Genomic DNA, 25,623 nt, shown 5'->3' on the forward strand with positions numbered 1-25,623 from the left:
TTTAAGGATGAGCTTCGCTGATTTGATCACTTGAACATTAGACTATTTTCTCTGATTTTTTTGTTTGAATTTTCTTGGTTTGCCATCTAATCGAGGTATAGTTTAAACAAGAAAAAAGGAGAAAATAATGATTCAACAAATTGATGCTCCCCTACGTGAAGACGTACGACTACTCGGCAACCTTTTAGGCGAAACCCTGAAAGAACAAGCCGGACAAGATTTGTTTAATCAAATTGAACAAATTCGTGCGCTCTCCAAAGGGGCTCGTGATGGAAACGTTGAAGCAGAAAAACAACTCGAACAGCTTTTTTTAAGTTTAGAAGATAGTGAAATTCTTCCATTGACCCGTGCCTTTTCTCACTTTCTGAATTTTGCCAATATCGCAGAACAGTACAATGTGGTACGTAACCGTCGTCAAAGCGAATTTGATGAACAAGCACCCTCTCCCAATGTGCTCGATCATTTATTTGAAAAGTTTAAAAATCAAAATATTTCAGCGGACGAGCTGTACCAACAAATTGGTCAGCTCAGTATTGAACTGGTTCTTACAGCACATCCGACTGAAGTCAGTCGTCGTACACTGATTCAAAAATATGATGGCATTAATGAGTGTCTCTCGACTTTCGATCAGCAAAAACTGACCCCGAAACAGCGCGAACAAGTCCTTGCTCATCTAAAGCAATTGGTCTGCTCGGCTTGGCAAACAGATGAAATTCGTCAGCATCGTCCAACCCCTGTGGATGAAGCCAAATGGGGCTTTACCACCATTGAACAAACACTTTGGGATGCGATTCCAAAATTCGTGCGTGGCTTAAATGATTTGGTTCAAACACACTGCAACAAAGAACTTCCATTGAATATCGCGCCTGTACGTTTTGCCTCTTGGATGGGGGGTGACCGTGATGGCAACCCGAATGTTACACACACCGTCACTCAAGAAGTGCTTTGGCTATCTCGTTGGAAAGCGGCGGATTTGTATTTAAGAGATATTGAAAATCTGCGTTGGGAACTGTCGATCCAACATGCCAGTGATGAATTAAAACAAGCCTTAGGTGCAGCACACCCTGAACCTTACCGTGAATATTTACGTAATACACGAGAACGTTTACGTATCACGCGTGAATGGCTGGCAGCGAAGCTCACAGGGCAACACTCTGATGTAGATCGCAGTCAAATCATCCGCCATAAAGATGAGTTATTACAACCACTACTCCTCTGTTATCGCTCGTTGATTGACTGTAATTTACCTGAGATTGCACAAGGGAAATTGCTCGATTTTATTCACCGTGTGAACTGCTTCGGCATCGAATTACTCAAACTGGATATTCGTCAAGAGTCAGGTCGTCATCGTCAAGCCATCTCCGCGATTACTGAATATTTAGGTTTAGGTAATTTTGAAACATGGACTGAACAAGCGCGCCAAAATTTCTTATTACAAGAATTACAAAGCAAGCGTCCGCTACTGCCTAAGCATCTCAATGTTCCTGCACAAAGTTTGATTGAGCATCCGGATGTCCAAGAAGTTTTTGCCACCATGCGTACTTTGGCAGAACAGCCGACGGAAAGCTTAGGCGCATACATCATTTCGATGGCTGAATATCCGAGTGATGTTTTAGCGGTTTTACTCCTCCAAAAAGAAGCAGGCATTGAATATCCGCTTCGAATCGTTCCACTCTTTGAAACCTTGAAAGATTTGGACGGCGCTGCGGAGACCATGGATACGCTATTCAACATGCATTGGTATAAACAACATATCCAGTTTAAGCATGAAGTGATGATTGGTTATTCTGACTCCGCTAAAGACGCAGGTTTCATGTCTGCCAATTGGGCACAATATCGTGCCCAAGAAGAATTGACGGCTGTTTCAAAAAATCATGGGGTGCAACTGACGTTATTTCATGGGCGTGGTGGTTCAATTAGCCGTGGCGGTGCGCCCACTCAACAAGCTTTGTTCTCTCAACCGCCAGGGTCGATTTCTGGTGCCATCCGTGTCACTGAACAAGGTGAAATGATCCGATTTAAATTTGGATTAGAGGAAATTGCACTTCAGAATTTAGAAATTTACACTGCGGCCACACTGGAAGCCACCTTACTTCCGCCTCCAGAACCAAAAGCAGAATGGCGTCAATTGATGCATGAAATGACGGAACTTTCAGTCAAGGTCTATCGCCAGACGGTTCGTGAAAATCCGCATTTTGTACAATATCTCAGAACGGTCACACCTGAGCTTGAATTACAAATGCTGCCCCTGGGTTCACGCCCTGCAAAACGTAAAGTCAGTGGTGGGATTGAGTCTCTACGTGCCATCCCTTGGGTATTTGCATGGACACAGATTCGTTTAATGCTTCCTGCTTGGCTCGGAACAGGTGCTGCGATTAATCAAGTGATTCAACAAGGTCAAAAGCATCAACTGGATGAAATGCTGCAACAGTGGCCTTATTTCCAAACCTTGATTGATATGTTGGAGATGGTGTTGTCTAAAGCAGATGCAAATATTGCACTGTATTACGAAGCACATTTGACTGAAGATGAAAATCTAAAAGTTCTAGGTGCTGAACTTCGTCAACGTTTGCATGATGCCGTTCAGACTTTATTGGCGATGAAAGGTGAATCTAAACTTTTAAGTTCTAATGATGTCCTTGATCAATCCATGAAAGTCCGTAAACCGTATTTGTTGCCATTACATCTGTTACAGGCGGAACTGATGAAACGCCGCCGTGGTTATTTGGCGGCACAAGACACGGAACATACACCTGTTGATCATGCCTTGATGGTAAGTATCGCAGGGATTGCCGCAGGGCTACGTAACACGGGCTAATCACTCATCTAACTGAATGATTTAACAATAGGGAGTTAAGCTCCCTATTTTTTATGACCAATAATTCATTGATTTTGCTATTCAAATTCTAAAATGCGTTCTATGATGATCTTATAAATCAACAACATTTGTGCAAGCATGAAATATTTTCAGTCGATATCTCTTTGCTTTAAAAAACAAATTGAAAACTTCAAGCTGGGTTATATCCAGCTTTTGGAAGTGGATAATATTCAAAAATCCAAAGTGGTCAGTGGCGTACTGATCTTTTTCCATGCCTTTTTTTATCTTTCAATTTTAGCCAATACACAATTCGAACTCTTTAATCAAAAGCTTATTCCGCACATTTTATTGTGCTTTCAGATTTTTATATTCATTTCTATCCTCCTGTTCATTGCCAGTTATTTTATTCAAGCGACTCGGCGTAGTGAGTTTTATTTCCCCATTTTATGTGTTGGATTTTATGCAGGATCGCTGATGATGGTGGGTTACATCGCAGGGATGATGACAATACTCACTGGCGTCTTTAGCATTGGTTCGATTTTGGCAGGGCTGTTGCTGTTTGAACGCCGAATCATGTTTTATTCGACCTTACCCTGCTTAGGGGTTTTATATGTCACCAGTATCCTAACAGTCATCGATATTTTGCCCTATGCACCCTTATATCACCCCTTTAGCATGATCGTAGCAGAGACACAGACTTACTTTATCTTGGTTAATTTATTTGCAACAACTTTTATCGGCACCATTTTAGTGATCTTTTTCAATTCATTCTTAAATCGTTGGATGGATCGTGAACGAAAACAGCGATTGCTGATGACGATAGATCCTTTAACTCAAATTCTAAATCGACGCGGTATCGCCACTCAATTCGATCGTATTTATACAGCACATTCGAACTTAAAGCAGCCGATCAGTATGAGCTTGATCGACATTGATTTCTTTAAAAGAATCAATGATCAATATGGACATGATTGTGGAGACCAAGTCCTGATTCATATGGCGAAAATATTAGGTTCAAATATTCGCGAAAGTGATCATTTAGGCCGTTATGGGGGGGAGGAATTTATCCTGATTTTCGAAAATACTACGATTGAATCAGCCCAACACATTTTAGAACGATGCCGTAAAGCGATTGAACAACATGAATTGATTTATGACGGACATATCATTCGGTTTACCGCAAGTTTCGGATTAAGCCATGGTATTTTAGAAAATGATGATCACCAGCAGTTAATGTTGCTTGCAGACCAAGCGCTTTATCGTGCAAAAGAAACTGGACGAAATAAAATTTGTATTGCCAATTAAAGCAATGGTGAATTGTTTCACATTTTTTGTTTTTTAATTACACATTTATTTGATCAAAAAAAAACCAAATAAACCTTATAAATTTTAATGATAGGTTGAAAATAAATCAAAACATCCCTTGTTTTATATCATATTTATTTTTACCAATCGGTAAATAAATAATAAAATTCATACGATTAGTTTGAATTTTTTTTTAACTTACAATAGGCATTTATCGCTGAAACAAGCGTATCATGTGCACAATTTATTATTAGAGTGCTCATTTTATGTCCAACTGGTTTCCTAAATGGCGTCCTTATGAAGGCAGCATTGATGCACGACCTGTAGGTACCAATGAGTATCTTCCACCCGCTCAAAGTGCAGTTCTCGGGATTCAACACGCTTTTGCAATGTTCGGTGCAACGGTACTTGCACCCTTCCTGATGGGTTTCGATCCTAACCTAGCGATTTTAATGTCAGGGATCTGTACCATTCTGTTTTTTATCATGACCGGTGGACGTGTTCCTAGTTATTTGGGATCAAGCTTTGCATTCATCGGCGTGGTGATTGCTGCAACAGGTTATAGCGCTGCAGGTGGTGCCAATCCCAATATTGCCGTGGCAGCAGGCGGAATCATTGCTTGTGGTGTGCTTTATGCGCTCATTGGTTTTTTGGTCATGGCAACTGGAACCAAGTGGATTGAAAAACTCATGCCACCTGTTGTGACAGGTTCTGTGGTCATGATTATTGGTTTAAACCTTGCCCCTGTCACAGTCAAAGCTGTTGCGGGAAATCCATTTAACATGTGGATGGCGTTGTTGACTGTGCTGTGTATGGGCATGATCGCCGTTTTTACCAAAGGTTTATTACAACGTCTATTATTATTGGTTGGTTTATTGGCGGCTTACTTCATCTATTATATCGTTTCAAACGTGATGGGTTACGGCACAGCGATTAATTTTGCGCCAATTCAACAAGCGGCATGGTTCGGTCTACCAGACTTTCATGCCCCTGTATTTTCAACCAATGCGATGCTCATCATTGCACCTGTTGCTTTAATTTTAGTGGCTGAAAACTTAGGTCATATTAAAGCGGTCAGTGCCATGACAGGTGAAAACCTTGATCCACATATTGGTAAAGCCTTTGTTGCCGATGGTGTTGCAACCACTTTGGCTGGTGGTGTCGGTGCTCCGGGTATGACGACCTATGGTGAAAATATTGGTGTCATGGCCGTAACGCGTGTCTATTCAACCATTATTTTTGCAATCGCAGGTGTTTTCGCAATCTTCCTTGGTCTATCCCCTAAGTTTGGTGCGATTATTCATACCATTCCAACGGCGATTTTGACAGGTGCTTCAATTGTTGTTTTTGGTTTGATTACCATTGCTGGCGCAAAAATTTGGATTGAGAACAAAGTTGATTTCTCTCAAAATAAAAATTTAATGGTCGCTGCAGTGACGATTATTTTGGGTACAGGTGATTTTGCTTTACAACTTGGTAGCTTTAATCTAGGTGGTATTGGTACCGCTACTTTTGCTGCCTTGTTATTGAATTGGTTCTTTAGCCTTGCAGACAAATCTGCCAAGTAAATGCGCTTGATGATTTAACGATTGATTTGGAAGTTTTAAAGTTTATAGCAGCCGCAAGGCTGCTTTTTTTATTGCTTTTTTCTTTTCTATCATTCAATGGAAATTGATCCAATCCCATTTAAAAAATGCGCTTATACCAAGCTTCGTATTCAACGAAAACAATCCTATGACGGATTAAATTCAGTATGATGGTCATGAACTCAATAACATGATGATGCGGATGCGCCTTGATCTTTTTGACTTACAATTATTCTTAAATATTGTTCAAACAGGGAGCTTAACCAAAGGTGCTGAACGTTCTTCGATTTCTCTACAAGCTTCAAGCGAACGTATCAAAAAACTCGAACAGCAGTTTATGATTCAACTCTTTACCAGACATGCTACGGGCGTCACCTTAACCTTTGCAGGTCATACTTTTGCTGAACAGGCTCAATTGGTCATTCAGCAATCTCGACAACTCCAACAAGCAATGTTGCCCTTTTCATCACAAGAAAAGAATGTGATGACTTTATGGTGTAATTCTTCTGCTCAGAGTGAATATTTACCACTTTTATTGCCACAATACTTACTCAGAAATCCAAAAACTCACATTGATTTAAAAGAAGCTGAAAGCAACGATATTATTCACGCACTGCAAACAGGTGTGGCGCAACTTGGTTTAATTTCTAATTTTTTCGAAGCTTGTGAACTACAAACTTTAGATTTCGCAGATGACCCCTTAGTGATTATTTGCTCCCCACAACATGCGCTGACTCAGCATTCTTCTTTAACCTTGGATCAAATCCTGAGCGAACCACTCGTTGGCTTAATGCCACATCATTCACTACAACAATCTGTCGAAACTCAAGCCAAAAAACTTGGATATGAAATTCAATATCGCTTACGACTACCTAATTTTTCTGCGATTGCTCATGTGATTGCCAACCATGTCGGTATCGCAATCATCCCCAAACGTGCGGCATTACGTCTACAATATCATTATGATTTTGCCTTTAGAGACTTAGATGGTGCATGGGCAAATCGTAAATTACTCTTGGCAGCAAAAAATTTTGATGCATTGCCCACATCATATCAACACTTTAGCCAGTTTTTAATTTCACAATACGACAAACTCAATATTGTTTAAATTTCAAGATTAAATTTTTAAGAAATTAGTGGACATCCTATGAGGTTTTTGTAGCAAAATTCTTGTCTACGCCTTTGATGCGATATGCTTTCAAACAACAATAAGAACGGATACATTTCATTGTGAATATTGCATTTTTTGATTTTGATGGAACACTTACTCATAGCGATTCATTTACCCCTTTTATTTATAAAACCATCGAAAAAAAAAGATTGAGAAAAGGAAAAATTCTATTATTTCCTTACATTTTTGGATACAAAATTGGCGTTGTTTCTGGAACTCGACTTCGATCCAAAATTTTTAATATTGGCTATAAAGGAACGTCTGCATCGAAGCTCATTGAAGAGGGTGAAAAGTTTAGTCAGAATGTTCTTCCCAATATTCTCATGCATCACGCAATGCAAAAACTGGAATGGCATTTATCTCGTGGCGACAAAGTTGTCTTGGTTTCAGCATCAATGGATGTCTATTTAAAACCTTGGTGTGAACGATATGGCATTGATTTATTGTGCAGTGAAATTGAAGCAGAAAATGATATTTTAACAGGGTTTTATAAGAACAAAGATTGTAGTGGTATCGTGAAAAAACAACGGATTTTGGACAATTATCATTTAGATGATTATGATGAAATTTATGCCTATGGAGACAGCCCAGACGATAAACCTATGCTTTCTTTAGCCAACAAGAAATACTATTTATGGAAAGAGATTGAATAACTTAGAGGTTTCGGTTGGCTTTGATTATAGCCAACCGATTTGATGCAAAATCATATAAGCACCAAATACCATTAATCCGAAAAAAAATAACTTACGAAACTGCTGCTCTGGTACTCGATAACGGATTTTGGTTCCGAACCACATCCCGATTAAAGCGGGAATGAGCGCCATAAGTGACATTTTCCAATCGATATTCATCTGACCAACCCGATTTAAGTATAAATAAATCGCTAAACACACCGTAGATACTGTAAAAGCCAAGCCAAGTGATTGAACGAGATCATCACGCTTTAAATGCAGTGACTGCAAAAAAGGCACTACTGGAACCACAATGACACCTGTTGCAACAGTGAGCGCTCCGCCTAAGTAACCGATGATCGGAGATAACCATTTTTCGTGAGGCGCTAAGTTCGGCATGTTTTTAGCAAATAAACCATATGTCCCATATGAAGCAAGCATGCCACCTAATAGGATTTCACTTTGAAACTCCCCTTGCCCTAAAGTGGGAAATACACTCCAAATCGTGCCAATAACGATACCAATTAACAGACTCCAAAATCGGCGAATGAGTCGAAGTACATGCCCTTCTGCGAACAATTGCCAAATATTAGTGACGAAGGATGGAATGATTAAGAGTGTTGCCGCTTGAAATGGACTCATCAATAAAGTGAGTAATGCCATAGATACCGCAGGTAGACCTAAGCCAATCGTGCCCTTGATCATTCCAGCGATGGCGAACACAGCGATAACAGATGCCAGCATATTCAAACTCTAAATCATGACGCTCAATAGCGAGTGTGGTTATGCTAAAGAATTAAAATGACATCGAGAATCATGAAGTTCAGTACAAGCCTCAATCTAAGATTGAGGCGAATCACTGGTCTTTTTGTGTTCTAAAAAGAAAAAAGCAGGTTTTAGTTGACTGAAACCTGCTTTTTTAAATGAGAGTTTAAAAATTTTAATTCTGCATAATAAAATCAAATTTTAAAAAATCATTTGAATGACTAAGGACGTAACTCTTTCAACTCCCGTTGGATAAAATGCTGAATCATTTCACGGTAGATTTTTTCAACTAAGACTGGATCTAAGCCTTGTTCAGTCGCCAATTCACGAACTTTGTGAAGTACCTGTTCGACACGTTCAGGAGATTGAATATCTTGGACTGATTTTTTAAATCTTAAGGCTTGATCTACATAGAATTGGCGTTCTGCAATAAGCTCAACCAAGTGCTGATCAATTTCATCGATTTTCTCACGGGCTTGAATCAGTGACTCACACTTCTCTCTTTTGATCTTCAATTGATTCTTCATGTCTGTGCTCTAGTTCATTATCGCTCTTATACTTTTGTTCTAACACATTACTGAAAATACTTTCAATCATCCAAACGCGATATAAGCTATTAAATACATAACTCTTACCATCAATTCTCAGTTCAATCACAGGCAAATCTGGCTGCGATTTGATTTCACACATCAACTCATTGTCTTTAAGTTTCTTTTCAACGTCTTCGGTGGTGATTTGCTCAATGTCTAATTCACGTCGCAAGTGCTCGAAGTGGGCGCGATAAGAAGGATCTTTACCTTTGGACCATACAGCCTGCAAAATTTCATACATTGCATCTGTACGGCTTTCTTCAGGTACGCTATAAAATAGCTTTGCCATTTCCAAGGTACTGGCTTCCGTCGGACGACAAAACGGTGTGAATTTCACATCTGTACGCTTTGATAAACGCGTTGCTAAACTCCAATCAAAGGCATCACGACCTTGATAGATCAAAGGATAAACATTCAGTTCAATATCATAATAATCAGCGAGTTCTTCTTTAATATACGCCAACAGTAACCACGAAATTGGATCTTCTAAAGCGATATACAAATCCAGCTCAGGCTTCATGGCCTGAATTTCGCTGAGTTCCTCGGCATCATTCATCAAATGCTCACGCCATTCGATATGATTGATCAAAAAAATAGGGTTATCGGTCAATAATTTTTGTTTTTTAAGGCGTCTCGTGAGACGTAACAAATCATCGACTGCATGATATCTACGTCCTCCTACTTCGAAGTAACTGGCTAAAACAGGACTATGATTAAATTGACGTTCTGGCAATTCTTGATCATGTTGATGCTGCGTGGCTAAAACAAATAGGGTTCGTAATTTGCCATACTGTTGTTGCCACAACATATGAAATACATCTTCAAGTAAATATAAAAAATTTTGATCTTGAAGCGGAGTTTTTCGAAGGATGGTTTCTGCTTGTTTTAAGGCTTCAGCATTGGGAATTTCAGGTTTTTCATTATCATAAGCAAATCGATGTTGGTGTGCCAAAATTTGCGCATCACGCAAACTATAATCACGCCATTCTTCAGCGGTCATCTCATTTGGAGGTTCTGCTGCTGTATCAGAAATGACAATTTTAAGTGGTTTAATGTCCTCACTCAAAATCTCATTCAGCTGACCCAGTTGTTGTACCGCCAGGTAACTATACACATCATCTAAACGTAAATAGATCGTTAATCCTTGCTCAATCGACAATGGCTCTTGGCGAATTGGTCTTTGATAAAACCAACTCGATCGGAGTGGATCGAACCAACGGCGTAACAATGACATGAATCAAGCCTCGATGAAAATATCTAAAGATCTAAATCATCTTTCGCAACAGATTTAGATCAAATTTTAAAAAATATAATACTTATGCAAAACTTATAACAATTCAACACCAATAGTTCAATGATTTACACTGCAAGAATCAATAAACACATGATCATTTTTGATTCATTTTATATCAAAAGAATGAAGGTTAAACACATAAAAAAGCACTCATCATCGAGTGCTTTTTTATTCAATCTAAATCGAATTAGATATCGCGAACAGCCCCTTTCGCGGCACTTGTGGTATGCATTGCATAGGCTTTTAGTGCTTTAGAAATTTTACGTGGTCGCTCTTCAGCCGGCTTCCAACCTTTGGCTTCTTGCGCTGCACGGCGAGCTGCCATGACAGAATCCTCTACCGCTAAGTGAATGGTACGGTTTGGAATATCAATTTCGATACGATCACCATCTTCAACCAAACCAATCGCACCACCTTCAGCCGCTTCTGGAGAAACGTGACCAATAGACAGACCTGATGAACCGCCAGAGAAACGACCATCTGTCACCAGTGCACAGTCTTTACCTAAACCTTTCGATTTTAAGTAGCTGGTTGGATACAGCATTTCTTGCATACCCGGACCACCGCGTGGACCTTCGTAACGGATCACAACCACATCACCTGCAATGATTTTGCCACCTAAGATTGCTTCTACTGCGCTGTCTTGGCTTTCAAATACACGTGCTGTGCCGTTGAATTTAAGAATCGAATCATCTACACCCGCTGTTTTTACGATACAACCATCTAGTGCGATGTTGCCATAAAGAACTGCTAAACCACCGTCTTTAGAGAAAGCATGTTCAACGTTACGAATCACACCATTTTCACGGTCGCCATCTAAACGGGTATAGTAGCGATCTTGTGAGAATGCAGTTTGGGTTGGCACGCCACCCGGTGCTGATTTAAAGAAGTTATACACCTCTTCATCTTCAGTGCGGATAATATCCCACTTGTCTAAAGCATCTTTTAAAGTTGCTTCGTGAACTGTTGGTACAGAGGTATCAAGCAAACCGCCACGGTCTAGTTCACCAAGGATCGACATAATACCGCCCGCGCGGTGAATATCTTCCATATGGACATTTTTTACTGCAGGTGCAACTTTACATAGCACTGGCACTTTACGAGACAAACGATCGATATCGTCCATGGTGAAGTCCACTTCTGCTTCGTGTGCAGCAGCCAACAAGTGTAGAACGGTGTTGGTTGACCCCCCCATCGCAATGTCCAAAGTCATGGCATTTTCATACGATGCTTTAGTGGCTACATTACGTGGTAATACGCTATAGTCATTTTGTTCATAATGACGTTTGGTGATTTCAACGATCAACTGACCTGCACGCTCAAATAACTTTTTACGGTTTGCATGTGTTGCAAGCGTAGAACCATTACCCGGTAAAGATAGACCCAATGCTTCGGTTAAGCAGTTCATTGAGTTCGCGGTAAACATCCCTGAACATGAACCACATGTTGGACATGCAGAACGCTCATACGCTTTTACTTCTTCGTCGGTATAGTTGTCATCTGCCGCCACAATCATCGCATCAACAAGGTCAATCGCTTGTTCATTACCACGGATTTGGACTTTACCCGCTTCCATTGGACCGCCTGAAACAAACACCACAGGAATGTTCAAACGCATTGCTGCCATGAGCATGCCTGGGGTGATTTTGTCACAGTTGGAGATACATACCATCGCATCTGCACAGTGTGCATTGACCATGTATTCTACTGAGTCAGCAATCAAGTCACGTGAAGGCAATGAATAGAGCATACCGTCATGACCCATCGCGATGCCGTCATCGACTGCAATGGTGTTAAATTCTTTTGCTACGCCGCCTGCTTGTTCAATTTGACGTGCCACCAACTGACCCAAATCTTTAAGATGCACATGACCTGGTACAAATTGCGTGAATGAGTTTACTACCGCAATAATTGGCTTACCAAAATCTTCATCTTTCATTCCAGTTGCGCGCCATAAGCCACGCGCACCCGCCATGTTTCTTCCGTGTGTCGATGTTTTTGAACGATAATCAGGCATTGTATTGTTCCAGCATATTTGAGCTTGAAGTAAAACCGTCTGGCTTACCTTTGGCTAATTCGTAATCATATCGTGAGCTGAATGACTTTGTGAGTCGATCATCTTTACACTTAAATTTCAGCTTTGTTTTCATCACATCATACTACATTTTAAAGATGAAGCATGTGCGCATTATATATACTGAGCGTGTGAGTGATCTGAGGAAAACGTCCTTCAGCGAAACGATATAAAAGGATTTCTAAGGCTAATATAAACCGTTACTGCAGGATAAAATACAAAACTTTCATGAATAATATTTAAATTTTATATAAATTTAATTTATCTTTTTTATAAGTCTATAAAACGATGTATTAAAAAATGGTCTCCGTAGAGACCATAGATTATTGCGACTGATTATTTCTGTTTAATCATGTACAAGCCAGTACATTGTTTCGCTTCACGGTCAACACATAGTTCAGCTGTATTGGCTGAAACCCACTTTAAGCTGAGATTCACTTTAGCATTGCTATAGTCTTGAATGTCCTTGCTACAGCCAGATTTTTTATTGTCCGTTTTAACATCCATGATCAGCACATCTAACATTTTCGGGTCTGCATTAGTGATTACCGCAAACTCACCCGTCAGTTTTTTCTGTTTAGCCGTATAAGTAAATTGACCTGGCTTTTTAAACTCATATGTTTCAGTACATTGTGCTTTCGCATTGTAGACTGACCATGTGCCCCAGAAATCATTTTGTAGGTTTATTTTTTGCGTGTCAGCAGCGTGGACTACAGGTAACAAACCTATTATTAAGACACTGCCTAAAATAATTTGCTTTAACATGAATTCACTCTCTAAATAATAAAGTAACTAAAAATAATGTCCTTATTGGGATTTCTTGATGAAATAGAGATTGGTGCACTTCTTCGCTTCACGGTCTGTACAGATCAATGCAGAATTTTTCGAAATCCATTTTAATGTTAAATTCAGCTTATAACCGCTCATGTTTTTCATCCCTTCAACACACCCTTTTAGCGCGTTGTCCTGCTTAATACTTAATACCAATAGATCATGTTTAAGGGCATCATCACTTGATAAAATCGAGAAATTACCAGACATCTTTTTCTGGTTTGCTGTGTATTTAAACTGTGCAGGTTTACTAAATGTGAAATTCTCAGCACATTGAGTTTTACCATGATAGATTGACCATGTTCCCCAGAAATCCTTATTGTAGTTGATATTCTTGCGATCAAATGCTTGTGCGTGAATAGCAAAACTTGACACAAGAAGTGTGGCAATCACTTTTTTAAACATATGCGTTAACTCTCAATTAGATCTTTAATTTTCAGGTCTTAAATACACAGGACAGCTATTCCCCATCGCATCGTCACAGAAATAAATTTCCCGATCAGATTTACGTTTTAGGTAGTTGACTGTCGAATGGTTACTTTGATTGGTCGCATCACCAGTGCAGTCTGGCTTGCCATTGTCTGACACAAAATCAACTTTTACTGCTGCCAATTCAAACACATTGCCATGATTCAAGAACGTATATCGACCTAAGATACGTTCCTGATTGCTTTGAATTTTCACTTCGCCATTGGGTAAAAATTGATAGTATTCAATACAGCTATGACCTGTCCGCACCAAACCCCATTGTGGATACTGCTTCAACACTTCTGGACTCATGAGTCCCGAATGCTTAGCTTGGCTTGGAAGCTGAAGGGTATCAGCGGAAGCGATATGGGTGACCGCAAGGCCGATCACCATAAACAACGACTTAATCAGCATATTCATGAGTACTTACCAAGTAATATTGACGCGACGATTCGGGGCTAGGCACTCAATCAACTGCACATTACGATTCTCACCGCTACAATGCTGGAATTTTTCAGTACTACTTTGTACTTCGATTTTCAGCATTTCACGCGCAATACCCTGTTGAGATAAATACTGAGCGACTGTTTCCACACGCTGAGCAGAGAGTCGACGATTATAATCTGCTGCCCCTAAACGATCGGCATAACCCGTCAAATAAATCACATCCACCTGATCTTGTTGCTTGATCTTGTCCACAATTTGCTCGATCTGCGATGCATTTTCAATACCGTCATAATCAGCACGATCAAAGGCGAAAAACACTGAGCCTTGACGCTCTTCAACAGGGACTGGAGTGGCTGCAACAGCCAGGTGATTATTGACACCCCACTGTACTAAGCCCTGACATTCCTCACCTTTCCAAGAATAACGCTCTGCCAAGTGGTTCTGATCAAAATCAATACGGAGTTGGCAACGTTTATATTGCTGTGTTCGTGGCTGACGAATATCCAGTACATAATTCCAGGTTTTGACATTGAAAATGCCTTCTGAAAAATGTGGATGACCTAAGATATAACGAATTTGATCTTTATTCAGTTGCTGATCTAAACGCGCAATTTGGTTCAGTTCAAAACGATGAACCTGTTTTACATAGCTGTCCTGAATCTCTGGAAACTGAACCTCTTCACTCTGTGCTACCGGGGCATTGGCAAATGCCAGAGGTGCAATGATCAATGAGATCAGACTGCTTGTCATGAAAGATTTAATAATTTTCATTGCTTCGATCCTAATAGGTGAAAAAAGAAAGGAAGATCGCTTCGGATCTTCCTAAACTTCAGCATTAATCAATTACACCGCTGATCCCGATACGAACACTTGGATCACCTTGAGATGCTGCCGCAACACCACCTGTCAATGACCAACGACCGTTATCCGCAGTTTTACGTAAGGTCACACCTACAGCGTTTTCACCAGAATGGTACGATGCACCCGCTGCATAAGTTAACTTCCCTGGTACATATGGCGCGCTTTCCAGTGCCATTGCTGCTGCAATACCTGCATTCGCACGTTTTTCCACATCATCAATGCGTTGATTGGTTGAGTAGAAGCTTTGTTGCAATTGATCACCTAGATTATCAATACGTGCACCCAATGCCTGATCGGCTTGGTTCAAGGCATCTACTGCTGCGCCCACATTGTTTACAGTCTTATCACCCACGTTATACGTTGGTGCTTGGAAGCTTTGAGTAATGTTGTCATAACCTGCTCCACCGCCTAAGTATTCCACTACAGCTTGGTTGGTAGTATTGAGCTGTGCACCATTCACCGCATCTTTTGATGTTGCAGCAATCTCACCATTCGCCACGCCTGTCACAACACGATCACCTTCAGTCCCCGCAACATTGACAGTTTTACCGCCTGTGTCTTTACCAACAGTAATCGGTGCAGTGTTGTTCTCCTGTTGAACTAAACCTGACTTACCATTGGTAATATTCTCAATATTGGTTTGAATATTACTAATGTCATTGGTGTTTTGATCCACCTGTTGTTGAACATTCCACAGTTGACCACCTGTCACCGCATCTTTAGAACCTTGAGCAACCTGACCATCTTTAAGATTAGTTAAAGTCGTGCCATTTTCACCTTTCAGTGTCACAGTGTCTTTTTCAGCAGCATCATACTGAACTGCATTGTTTGCAACCTGATCCACTTTAGATTCAACATCATTGATCGCCGCATCTAACTGACCTTTATTCACTGCATCTTTGGCATTCTGAGCATCAGCCACATTGCTAATGACTTTATCACCCGCATTGATGCCATCCACTGTGATGCTAGGACCACCGATGATATAAATACCCCCCGATGTCACAGAAGTATTACCAATGGTAAGACCCGCAGCATTGAGGACATTACCACCAGCATTGATTGAAGTAACGTTCAGATCATCGGCGAGTTTGATCGCCAATTTGCCATCTTTAACTTCAGTGCTGATGTTATTGTCATCACCTACAACTTCAACAGATTCACCCAGTTTTTTCTGAACCGTTTCACCATCTTCAGCTGTAAGTGCAAAACCTTTGTTGGTCATATCTGTTGATGCATCCGCAATCAGGTTTTCAACTTGACCTTTGTTCACTGCATCTGTTTTTTCAACACCTTCTGCAACATTGTTAATCGTGTTACCACCGACATCAACTTTGTTAGATACAAGCGTCACTGTCGAGCCAGAAGTATCAGTAATGGTGAGTCCATTTGAGCCGTACTGTGCTTGATTGCCTAAATTGTCTTTAACCAATGTACCTGCAGCATTGGCAATCGTGGTATTGCCTTCGCCATCAGTGAATGTGCTGCTACCTGCAACATTGCTTGTGGTCGCACCTGTCTCTGCATTGGTCAATGTATTGCCCAATGCTGTGCTGTTATTGGTGTTACCTGCAGCATCTTCAAGGTTGCTACCTGTAGCACCATAAGTTGCTGTGTTACCACCAGCATCTTTGACTTCTGTACCTGCTGTTGTCAGCTGAGTACCTTCTTTCAGCTCACCAGTAGTCGGATCAACTGTTCCAGCAGTTACGCTGTCTACTGTGATGTCTTTCGCTAGGTCATAAATCACATCGTTATTCGCAGTCGTACTCACCACCAAGTTTTCATCGGTGTTGGTGAACTTAACCGTTTCACCCAGTTTTACTTTGTCTGCTGTGGTCGCTTCGCCACCCACATTTTGTGTGGTGATGTTGAAACCTGTGTCCGTCAAGTTAGTGCTCAGGTCATTAGCAACTTGTGCCACTTGGTCTTCTGTTGCAGCCTGACCACTGACAAAGTTGTTTGGATCAAGTGTTTTGTTGGTTAAGCCACCAATCACACCATCTTTACCATTCACCGTCACTGGGTTCGCACCACCTACGCTGATGTTATCGCCTGCAATGTTGGTGGTACCCGCGGTATCTTGAACAGTGATCGTACCTGCACCAACCGTCGTACTGTTACCAGCCTTGTCTGTGATCTCAGCACCTTTGGCACCATACGTTGCATGGTTGCCATCTTTATCAGTGACATCGGTGCCCGCTGCATTCGCAATGGTTTCGTTGCCTTCGCCGTCGTTCAGTGTAGTGCTACCCGCAACATTGGTTGTGGTCGCACCGGTTTCAACATTGGTCAATGTATTGCCCAATGCTGTGCTGTTATTGGTGTTACCTGCAGCATCTTCAAGGTTGCTACCTGTAGCACCATAAGTTGCTGTGTTACCACCAGCATCTTTAACTTCTGTACCTGCTGTTGTCAGCTGAGTACCTTCTGTCAGCTCACCAGTAGTCGGATCAACTGTTCCAGCGGTCACGCTGTCTACTGTGATGTCTTTCGCTAGGTCATAAATCACATCGTTATTTTCAGTTGTACTCACCACCAAGTTTTCATCGGTATTGGTGAACTTAACCGTTTCACCTAGTTTCACGTTGTCTGCTGTGGTCGCTTCGCCACCCACGTTTTGCGTGGTGATGTTAAAGCCAGTGTCGACTAAACCATCTGTCGCTAATTTCACTTGGTCTTCAGTCGCCGCTTGACCTGAGGTGATGTTCTCTGGATCCCATGTCGTATTGGTTAAGCCACCAATCACACCATCTTTACCGTTGATCACCACAGGACTTCCACCTGTTGTTGCACCTACTGTAATCGTATCCGCACCAACAGTCGTCGTTGACTTGCCATCAGTAATGCTGTTACTGCCAGCCGTGATCTTGTTGGTATTGGTACCATCTGTGACTGTCGTACCGCCCGCTGTGGTCGTGGTGCTATTGCTACCATCTGTGATCTTAGCTTTGTCCGCACCATACACTGCTTCTTTAACATTCGCAGGATCACTTGAATCTCGAACTAAAGTGCCTTGGTCTGTTAATTGGCTGCCTGTAATCAATTCACCAGTAGTCGGATCAACTGTGCCGGCTGTCACGCTGTCCACAACCAGATTTTTATTTAATGCAATCGTTGCTTGGCCCTGTGTCACCGTCGTGGTGATATTGCTATCACCGACAATCGCAAGTTCGCTACCCAATGGGTTTACAGATTTGCCAGATGCTGCATCTTTAAATGTCAACGGTTTTGCAATTTCTGTATTTAAGTTGGTTAATGCAGCACCAACATTATTCACTGCAGCATAAGCTGAACCATCTGCTTTATTGATCACATAACTTGGAGCAGTCACACCACCAGCAGCAGTATTGGCTGTCGCACCACCACCTAAAGCAGCTGCAGTATCTGTTGCAACTTTTGCCAGCTCAGCGTTGGTTTGAAATAATTGGCTACCATTAATAGCATCGGTACTAATTTCTGATATTTCACCTGGTGCTACATTTTTTATTTGTCGCTCGAAGCCAAATGATCCCACAGAAATCTGATCACCTGTTTCTACATTATCCCCACCAGCAAAACTATAGGTTTTACCATTAATATTTCCGCTAATTACTTTAGTTGCATTTGTTGCTGTAGTTGAACCTGCACCTAGTGCAACAGAACTTGCTTCAGAGGCATTTGCACCACTACCAATCGCAATACCACCAAGAGATGATGCATTCGCATTATTACCCAATGCTATTGTATCCATAGCACTACTTGTTGCTGTACGGCCCATTGCAATACTCGTAGCCCCTTCTGCAAAAGCAAAACGACCTATAGCAATAGATTCACTTACAGCTTTGTTTCCCAAACCAACCGCAACAGCACCGACACCATCTGTAAAGTTACTCACACCAACAGCAGTATTAAATCCCACCCCTACTGCAGAGTTACCAGCACCTATGACAACATTTTGATAAGTTGAATCAGATTTATTAAATGCACCAATTCCAACACCACCACCACCAGTTATATTATTTTGATTACCAATGGCAATAGCTGACGAACCAATATTAGTAACACCCGTTGCAAACGGAATATTAGAATATCCTTCAGCTCTACTATCAAGTAAATATTGACCAGGATAACCAGTAGAAGAATCAGCTATCGAACCATTACCTATGGCAATATCATTGTTCGATTTTGCTTGCGCTGCATAACCCATAGCCTGACTATGAAGGCCATTTGCCTGTGCGTTCACACCAATAGCAATTGCATTTTCACCTGTAGCACCATCATTATTATAATTACCAGATGCAGAGTCTGAATTATTTACACTATAGAAATGAGTTTGGTTTGCTTTTAACTGAGCCACGTTTACAGCATCTGTATCAGCAGAGCCCGCAGCAACATTGGTAATTTGACGTGTAATTCCAGTCGTACTATCACCTACAGAGACACCTGCAGCAGTTGCCTTCCAAACAGCACTATTGTCCGTTGAATTAGCATTTTTAGCAGTATCATACCCTACAGTTCCACTGGCTCTATCTGCAACAGATTTATGACCTAGTGCAATGCCGCCCTCTTGTTTAACATCAGCATCTGAGCCCAAAGCTACAGCATATGATTGATCAATATCTACATTATTGCCTAGAACAAATACATCTGTAGTATCTGCTGCAATTTTATTATTATTACCAACAGAATAAGAATTTGAACCATCAATAGTACTTGGATCACCAATTGCACCTGAGTGATCCCCTGTTACTATATTCCCTGTACCGATACTAATCGACTGGAGACCATTCGCTTGGCTGCCACTACCAATTGCGATAGCCTGATTATCTTTAGCTAATGCACCGCTACCAATAGCGACACTATCATCGCCTTTTTGAACGGTCGCACCTAAACCGATCATGACGTTGTCACTGCCAGTAGAGTCTATTCCTAATGTACCTGCTCCACGACCTAAAATAACGTTTTGATTACCGGTGTAATTTCTACCCGCTTGTGCACCCAGTACGGTATTACCAAAACCTGTTAAGTTTTCACCTGCGGCATAACTTCCTATTACAGTGTTTTGGTTGCCTGAAGAATTTTGGCCTGCATTATGACCAATATAAATACCATAAGACTCATTTTTATCACTATCGTTGGTAACTGACTGACTTTCATTATTCTTGGTGTTACCCGCATCCGCACCAATTGATACAACAAAATCTGATTTGGCTTGTGCACCTGAACCTAAAGCCACACTTTTAGAATGGTTTGATAATGATTTTAAACCAATACTGACAGATGAAGCACCCAGTGCTTGCGCATTTAAACCAATGGCGATTGAATTAGGTGCTGTTGAAGCAACCAATGCTTCTCCACCAATAGCAATCGAGTTGGCTGATGCAGCTTTCGCACCGGCGACATCATTACCACCTATAGCCACAGCCCCTTCAGCTGTTGCTTGGGTTACATTTTCCGCTGTCGCACCACCCGAGCCAATTGCAGTACCATAAGCCCCAGAAACTTTTGTTCCAGAACCAATCGCAGTTCCTTTGGTTTCACTGACATTACTACCATAACCAAAGGCAAGCGCATCACTAATAATTGAATCATCTTTACCGACAGTCGCTTCGCTACCAATTACAATAGATTTAGAAGTATTAGCTTTAATTGTTGAATCAGAACCAATAATGGTCGAATGTAATGACTTCTCCTCTATAATTGAGTGAGAACCAATAATACTCGAATACCGCGAATCATCACCAATTGAACTCTGGAAGCCAATGATTGTTGAGGCCTTGGAGCGCTTACCAACTGTTAATGTATCGCCTATACCGACACTATGGGAACTAGTTGTAGTCTCACCATACATCAAGCCATCGCTATTTAAATCACTTAAACTACCAATATCATTACCATTCAAAATGGCAATACGGTTACCAATTGCAACTGATGAACCTGACATTAATGCATTGGTTGTACCAATTGAGGTTGAAAATCTTGCAATCAAACTTCCACTAAATGGTGTTGTATCTGAAGCTAAGCCCAAGCTTGAGGCTAACTCGGTCGGCTTGGTTGTTAGATTAGTCATATATAAATTATGACCTGCCGAATCAAAACCACCAATCGAAACAGCATTGTCACCAGCAGCAATTGAGTTACGACCCACTGCGGTTGAATGGCTTCCAATCGCTTGAGATTGACCACTGATGGCTGTTGAATTTAATCCAGATGCCTTCGCACCAGCTGTTGAGTTACCACCTAATGCCAACGCACCCGTTGCAGTTGCTTGTGTAGCCGTTGCCTCACTAAAGCCACCACCACCAATAGCAATAGAATAGTCCTGTGCAGCATTACTACTTAGACCTAAAGCAATTGCATTCTTACCATCAGCCAAGGAAGATACACCCAAAGCAACAGCACCTTGCTTTAATGCCGTTGCTTCCGCACCAAAAGCTAAAGCTGCATCACCATTTGCTTTTGAAGCCGTTCCTAATGTTGTAGAGAAAAACCCTATTGCCTCTGACCGAACCCCTATAGCAATAGATGCATCACCTGATGCCTTAGTTCCTGCATAATTTTTTGATAAATCTACACCTGTCAATGTTTTATAGTATTGACTAGCAGTTTCAGTATTATCGTTATAACTTTTATTAGTACCATCTAAAATAGTTCGAATATCATCCCCACCAATGGCGATTGAGGAATTACCTGACACTCTTACATTTGCTCCGATACCTATACTTTGATCACCTGTGACAACTGCATCTGCGCCAATTGCAACTACTTGATTATTCAATGCTAAAGAAGAAGAGCCCATCGCAATGGCTTGCCACTCACCACTTGAAGCACCACCATAGGTCATACTTCTATAAACAGCTTGTGCTTGATCACCTTCAAGTTCGACTCCATTAAAAGTTCCGCCAGTTGCCTTACCATTTGATAGATCAAGATCGAAATCTAAACCACTTCCACTCCCAATAAATTCTGTATTACTATGAGTCGTAACCACCACATTACGTGAACCAATACTTTGACCAGTTGTAGTTTGACCTGTACCGATAACACCACTATTCGCAGGACCACCAATAGCAACACTTCCAAGTGTGCTTGCGTACGTTCCAGAACCGACTGCAACCCCTTCAGATCCATTTGCTAAAGAAAAACTTCCTAATGCAATTGAGTTTTTACCTGAAGCTGTAGCTACATTACCAATTGCTGTACTAAAGTCACCCTTTGCATAGCTCTGACGCCCCATGGCAATTGCAGTATTGCCAGTTGCTTCATTGGCAGTACCTATCGCAACAGAAGAAGTGTTACTTGCTAAGTTACCTGCGCCCAAAGCCACCGTGTAACTATCTGAAGACTTATTCCCTTGACCAATGGCAAGAGTAAAAAAGTCTCCATCTGCTTGGTTATTAGAACCAAATGCTATACCGCCACCAGCACCAGCGACTTTACTTGCTACACCTATTGCAATACCTGCCGAAACAATGCCTGCTGTCTCACCTGTCGGATACGGAATGCCATTAGCATTGGTAGTAATGCCTCTACGATCATTTAATTGTTGTGCTACAGTATTTGAAGCAGCAACTGATGCACCGTTACCCATCGCAATTGAATTCAAGCCTGAAGAAGTTGCACCTCGACCAACAGCGATACTACTTCCACCACTTGACGTTGACAGAGCTCCCAACGCAATACCATATTCTGCTGTAACTGATGCTAAAGAACCAATTGCTATACCAGCAAGATTAGAGGTTCCAACATTTGCAGTTGCTGTATTACCACTTGTTCCTATAGCAATATTTGAAGCGCTAGTTCCAGTATTACCATATGCTGTTTGACCACTACCCGTGCCTGTTGTTGTCCATGCTGCCCCAACATTCGGACTAAAGGTCACCATCAACCCAATGGTCGCAGTTCCAACAATCGCTTTAACTTTTGAAGATTTGGTCTTACCTTTTGCCAACTCTGAAACTGCCACCCACGTTCCAAGCGTAGCATTCCAAATTACCTTATATATCTTGTTCATTGTGTAACCTCTATGCGGTGTGTGGGTAGAGTCAAAGACTCATTAAAATGAATAACAAAATTACAAATATTTAACAATGAGAGCACAAAAAAATCAATCAAAATAAGTGTTCCATTTCACATTTTATTGGCATGTCTTAACAATACTCCACATTTGTTAATCTAAACTGCAAAATAATTTATTCTCATTATTTTTTTCTTTATATTACATAATCTTAAATTAGTATTAATGTTTTAGATTATTTTTTAAACATATTATGTATTAAAACTAAACAATCAAATATTGACAAAATTTGTCATATTTTTACCATTATTTTAGAGTTTTTAATCCATTTTTTATTAACAATAAAATAGTTGACTTTTTATATTATTTTTTAATTTATTTTAAATACATAAACCCATTTAAAGCTTTGTTATAATTACGTTCACATACACGATTGGGTAGCACATTTGAAAATTGTATTTGCTGGAACACCAGAATTTGCAGCTGTTGCGCTTGAAGCATTAATCAAAACAGAACACGAAATTGTGGGTGTTTATACACAGCCCGACCGCAAAGCAGGTCGAGGTCAGAAACTAACAGCATCTGCAGTGAAACTCTTGGCGCTAGAACACAACCTTCCTGTCTATCAACCCTTGCACTTCAAGTCATCGACTGAAGAAGGCATCGCAGCACAGCAAGAACTTGCTGCATTAAATGCAGATGTCATGGTCGTAGCAGCGTATGGTTTGATCTTGCCTCAAGTGGTACTCGATACCCCTAAGTATGCCTGCTTGAATATTCATGGTTCACTGTTGCCACGTTGGCGTGGTGCAGCACCAATTCAACGTGCGATTGCCACAGGTGATGCAGAAACTGGCGTCACCATTATGAAAATGGCAGCAGGTCTCGATACAGGTGACATGATGTTTAAAACCATCTGTCCAATTGATGCATCAGATACCTCAGCAACCTTGCATGACAAACTTGCAATTCAAGGTGCTGAAGCCTTAGTGCAAGTGCTAGAAAACGAAGAAACGTTACAACATTATTTAGATACACGTGAAGTTCAAGACGAAAACCGCACTGTATATGCGCATAAACTGTCTAAGGCGGAAGCCCAAATTGATTGGACACAGTCTGCCGAGCAAATTGATCTCAACATTCGTGCATTCAATCCTTGGCCTGTTGCTTATACGCCATTAGATGAAAGCAACAATCTCAGAATTTGGAATTCATCATTATCTAATTTACAAGCTGAGAATGCTGTTGCAGGTGAAGTGATCGCACTGGATCGTGATGGTGTTCATGTGATGTGTGGTGATCAAAAAGCGGTATGTATCACCCATCTACAATGGCCAGGTGGCAAAGCTTTAAATGCTGTTCAAATTAACCAAACCCAAAAACTATCGGTAGGATATAAATTCGCATGAGTCAAATTCAATCATCAGCAAAAAACTTGAATTTGCGTGCGCAAGTTGTAAAGACTTTGTTGGCTGTTCAAAATGGTCAATCACTTGCATCTGTTTTAAATCAACACATCAATATTGTCTCAGAACGCGATCGTGGCTTATATCATGAGCTGACACTCGGCTGTTTACGCCAATGGCATGGTCTAAAAGCCATCACTCTGCCACTACTGACAAAACCTTTAGACAATGAAGCCTTAGAAAGCTGTCTTTATTTAGGTTTATACCAACTTCTGTGTACCCGTGTTCCTGCACATGCAGCGATCTCTGAAACCGTAACCGCTGCCAAGCAACTTGGTTTTGAACCGCTCAGTGGTTTGGTCAATGCAGTGCTTCGTCGTGTTTCACGTGAAACAGAAGCGTTCTCAGCAGGTCTTGAACAAGCACATGGCTTACCAAGTTGGTTGTTCAAGCGACTGAAAAAAGACTGGGCTGATCAATTGCCTGAAATCTCATACCATCTAAAACAGATTGCACCACTGACACTGCGTGTTAACGTGAATCAAGTCAGCCGTGCTGAATATTTAGAAATTTTAGAAGAAGATGGTTTTGAAGCACGTGCTTGTGAACTGTCTGATGTTGGCATTGTACTTGAACAAAATGTACATATTCCGAACCTTCCGGGTTATGAAGAAGGTGGTTTTTCTGTTCAAGACGAACACGCTCAGCTTTGTGCCACACTTTTACCGAACTTAGAAGATAAAGTCGTGGTAGATGCATGCGCAGCACCCGGTGGCAAAACGGCACATATCTTGGAAAAATATAGTCCGAAAAAACTATATGCAATTGATCAAGATGCCAAACGCCTCGTTCGTGTCGCTGAGAATTTGGAACGTCTGGGTTTAAATGAATATGCCGATGTTGAGATTTTAACTGCCGATGCAACCACATGGACTGCACCCTCTGAAGTCGATTGTATTGTGCTTGATGCACCTTGTTCCGCGGTTGGCGTGATTCGTCGTCACCCTGATATTCGTTTACTGCGTCAATCAACTGATATTGCGAAAACGGTTGAATTGCAAAAGCAAATTTTAAACAATATGTGGCAACAACTTAAAGTAGGTGGCACTCTGCTTTACATTACTTGTTCAATTTTAAAAGCTGAAAATGAACAACAAATGGTTCAATTCTTTGCTGACCATGCTGATGCGAAAGAAATTAAAATTGAAGCAGATTGGGGCATTGAGCAGATCTATGGTCGTCAGTTATTCCCAGAAAATGATCGTGGTGATGGCTTCTATTATTGCCGTATTCAAAAAGTTTAATTTTAAAAATTAGATAAAAAAGGAACCGATACG

Annotated in this window: 16 protein-coding genes; 7 read left to right on the forward strand and 9 right to left on the reverse strand. The window is 41.0% G+C overall.

What is annotated here, in order from left to right:
• Positions 1–127: 127 nt before the first annotated feature.
• The 5 genes from ppc (at position 128) to AC5YCE_RS04165 (ending at position 7,533) form a co-directional block, all read left to right on the forward strand.
• The gene (gene ppc / locus AC5YCE_RS04145; RefSeq protein WP_496171157.1) at positions 128–2,818 is read left to right on the forward strand and encodes a phosphoenolpyruvate carboxylase; all 2,691 of its coding nucleotides are present in this window, start codon (positions 128–130) and stop codon (positions 2,816–2,818) included.
• Positions 2,819–2,956: 138 nt separating this feature from the next.
• Positions 2,957–4,123 (forward strand): GGDEF domain-containing protein, encoded by a 1,167-nt coding sequence (locus AC5YCE_RS04150; RefSeq protein ID WP_496171158.1) that lies wholly within the window; start codon positions 2,957–2,959, stop codon positions 4,121–4,123.
• A 266-nt stretch (positions 4,124–4,389) separates the two neighbouring features.
• The gene (locus tag AC5YCE_RS04155) at positions 4,390–5,691 is read left to right on the forward strand and encodes a solute carrier family 23 protein (RefSeq protein WP_496171159.1); all 1,302 of its coding nucleotides are present in this window, start codon (positions 4,390–4,392) and stop codon (positions 5,689–5,691) included.
• A 220-nt stretch (positions 5,692–5,911) separates the two neighbouring features.
• On the forward strand, positions 5,912–6,817 hold the full coding sequence (locus AC5YCE_RS04160; protein WP_496171160.1) for a LysR family transcriptional regulator: 906 nt from the start codon (positions 5,912–5,914) through the stop codon (positions 6,815–6,817).
• Between the two features lie 122 nt (positions 6,818–6,939).
• A complete protein-coding gene (locus AC5YCE_RS04165) occupies positions 6,940–7,533 on the forward strand; it encodes an HAD family hydrolase (protein ID WP_496171161.1) in 594 nt (197 codons plus the stop codon).
• Positions 7,534–7,557: 24 nt separating this feature from the next.
• Here the strand turns inward: AC5YCE_RS04165 and AC5YCE_RS04170 are convergent, their stop codons facing one another.
• The 9 genes from AC5YCE_RS04170 to AC5YCE_RS04210 form a co-directional block, all read right to left on the reverse strand.
• Positions 7,558–8,295 (reverse strand): sulfite exporter TauE/SafE family protein, encoded by a 738-nt coding sequence (locus AC5YCE_RS04170; protein WP_496171162.1) that lies wholly within the window; start codon positions 8,293–8,295, stop codon positions 7,558–7,560.
• A 242-nt stretch (positions 8,296–8,537) separates the two neighbouring features.
• Positions 8,538–8,843, reverse strand: coding sequence for a chorismate mutase (locus AC5YCE_RS04175; protein WP_496171163.1), 306 nt, complete (start codon positions 8,841–8,843; stop codon positions 8,538–8,540).
• On the reverse strand, positions 8,806–10,140 hold the full coding sequence (locus tag AC5YCE_RS04180; RefSeq protein WP_496171164.1) for a hypothetical protein: 1,335 nt from the start codon (positions 10,138–10,140) through the stop codon (positions 8,806–8,808). Before AC5YCE_RS04180 ends, AC5YCE_RS04175 begins: the two co-directional genes overlap by 38 nt.
• A 247-nt stretch (positions 10,141–10,387) precedes the next feature.
• The gene (gene ilvD, locus AC5YCE_RS04185; protein WP_496171165.1) at positions 10,388–12,217 is read right to left on the reverse strand and encodes a dihydroxy-acid dehydratase; all 1,830 of its coding nucleotides are present in this window, start codon (positions 12,215–12,217) and stop codon (positions 10,388–10,390) included.
• Positions 12,218–12,610: 393 nt separating this feature from the next.
• Positions 12,611–13,039 (reverse strand): hypothetical protein, encoded by a 429-nt coding sequence (locus tag AC5YCE_RS04190; RefSeq protein WP_496126437.1) that lies wholly within the window; start codon positions 13,037–13,039, stop codon positions 12,611–12,613.
• 42 nt (positions 13,040–13,081) lie between these two features.
• On the reverse strand, positions 13,082–13,510 hold the full coding sequence (locus AC5YCE_RS04195) for a hypothetical protein (RefSeq protein ID WP_496171166.1): 429 nt from the start codon (positions 13,508–13,510) through the stop codon (positions 13,082–13,084).
• Positions 13,511–13,534: 24 nt separating this feature from the next.
• Positions 13,535–13,993, reverse strand: coding sequence for a hypothetical protein (locus AC5YCE_RS04200; protein WP_496171167.1), 459 nt, complete (start codon positions 13,991–13,993; stop codon positions 13,535–13,537).
• A 6-nt stretch (positions 13,994–13,999) separates the two neighbouring features.
• Positions 14,000–14,791 carry a trimeric autotransporter adhesin/peptidogylcan-associated protein TpgA gene (gene tpgA, locus AC5YCE_RS04205; RefSeq protein WP_496171168.1) on the reverse strand — a complete coding sequence of 264 codons (792 nt, stop codon included), beginning with the start codon at positions 14,789–14,791 and terminating at the stop codon, positions 14,000–14,002.
• A 64-nt stretch (positions 14,792–14,855) separates the two neighbouring features.
• Positions 14,856–22,877 (reverse strand): ESPR-type extended signal peptide-containing protein, encoded by an 8,022-nt coding sequence (locus AC5YCE_RS04210; protein WP_496171169.1) that lies wholly within the window; start codon positions 22,875–22,877, stop codon positions 14,856–14,858.
• 449 nt (positions 22,878–23,326) lie between these two features.
• Here AC5YCE_RS04210 and fmt point away from each other — a divergent pair, with 449 nt between their 5' ends.
• Together fmt and rsmB are read left to right on the forward strand one after the other, a co-directional pair.
• The gene (fmt, locus tag AC5YCE_RS04215) at positions 23,327–24,289 is read left to right on the forward strand and encodes a methionyl-tRNA formyltransferase (protein WP_496127160.1); all 963 of its coding nucleotides are present in this window, start codon (positions 23,327–23,329) and stop codon (positions 24,287–24,289) included.
• On the forward strand, positions 24,286–25,590 hold the full coding sequence (rsmB, locus tag AC5YCE_RS04220; RefSeq protein WP_496171170.1) for a 16S rRNA (cytosine(967)-C(5))-methyltransferase RsmB: 1,305 nt from the start codon (positions 24,286–24,288) through the stop codon (positions 25,588–25,590). The genes fmt and rsmB overlap by 4 nt, the downstream gene beginning before the upstream one ends.
• Positions 25,591–25,623: the final 33 nt, after the last annotated feature.

It is taken from the genome of Acinetobacter sp. CY79, assembly GCF_059515845.1.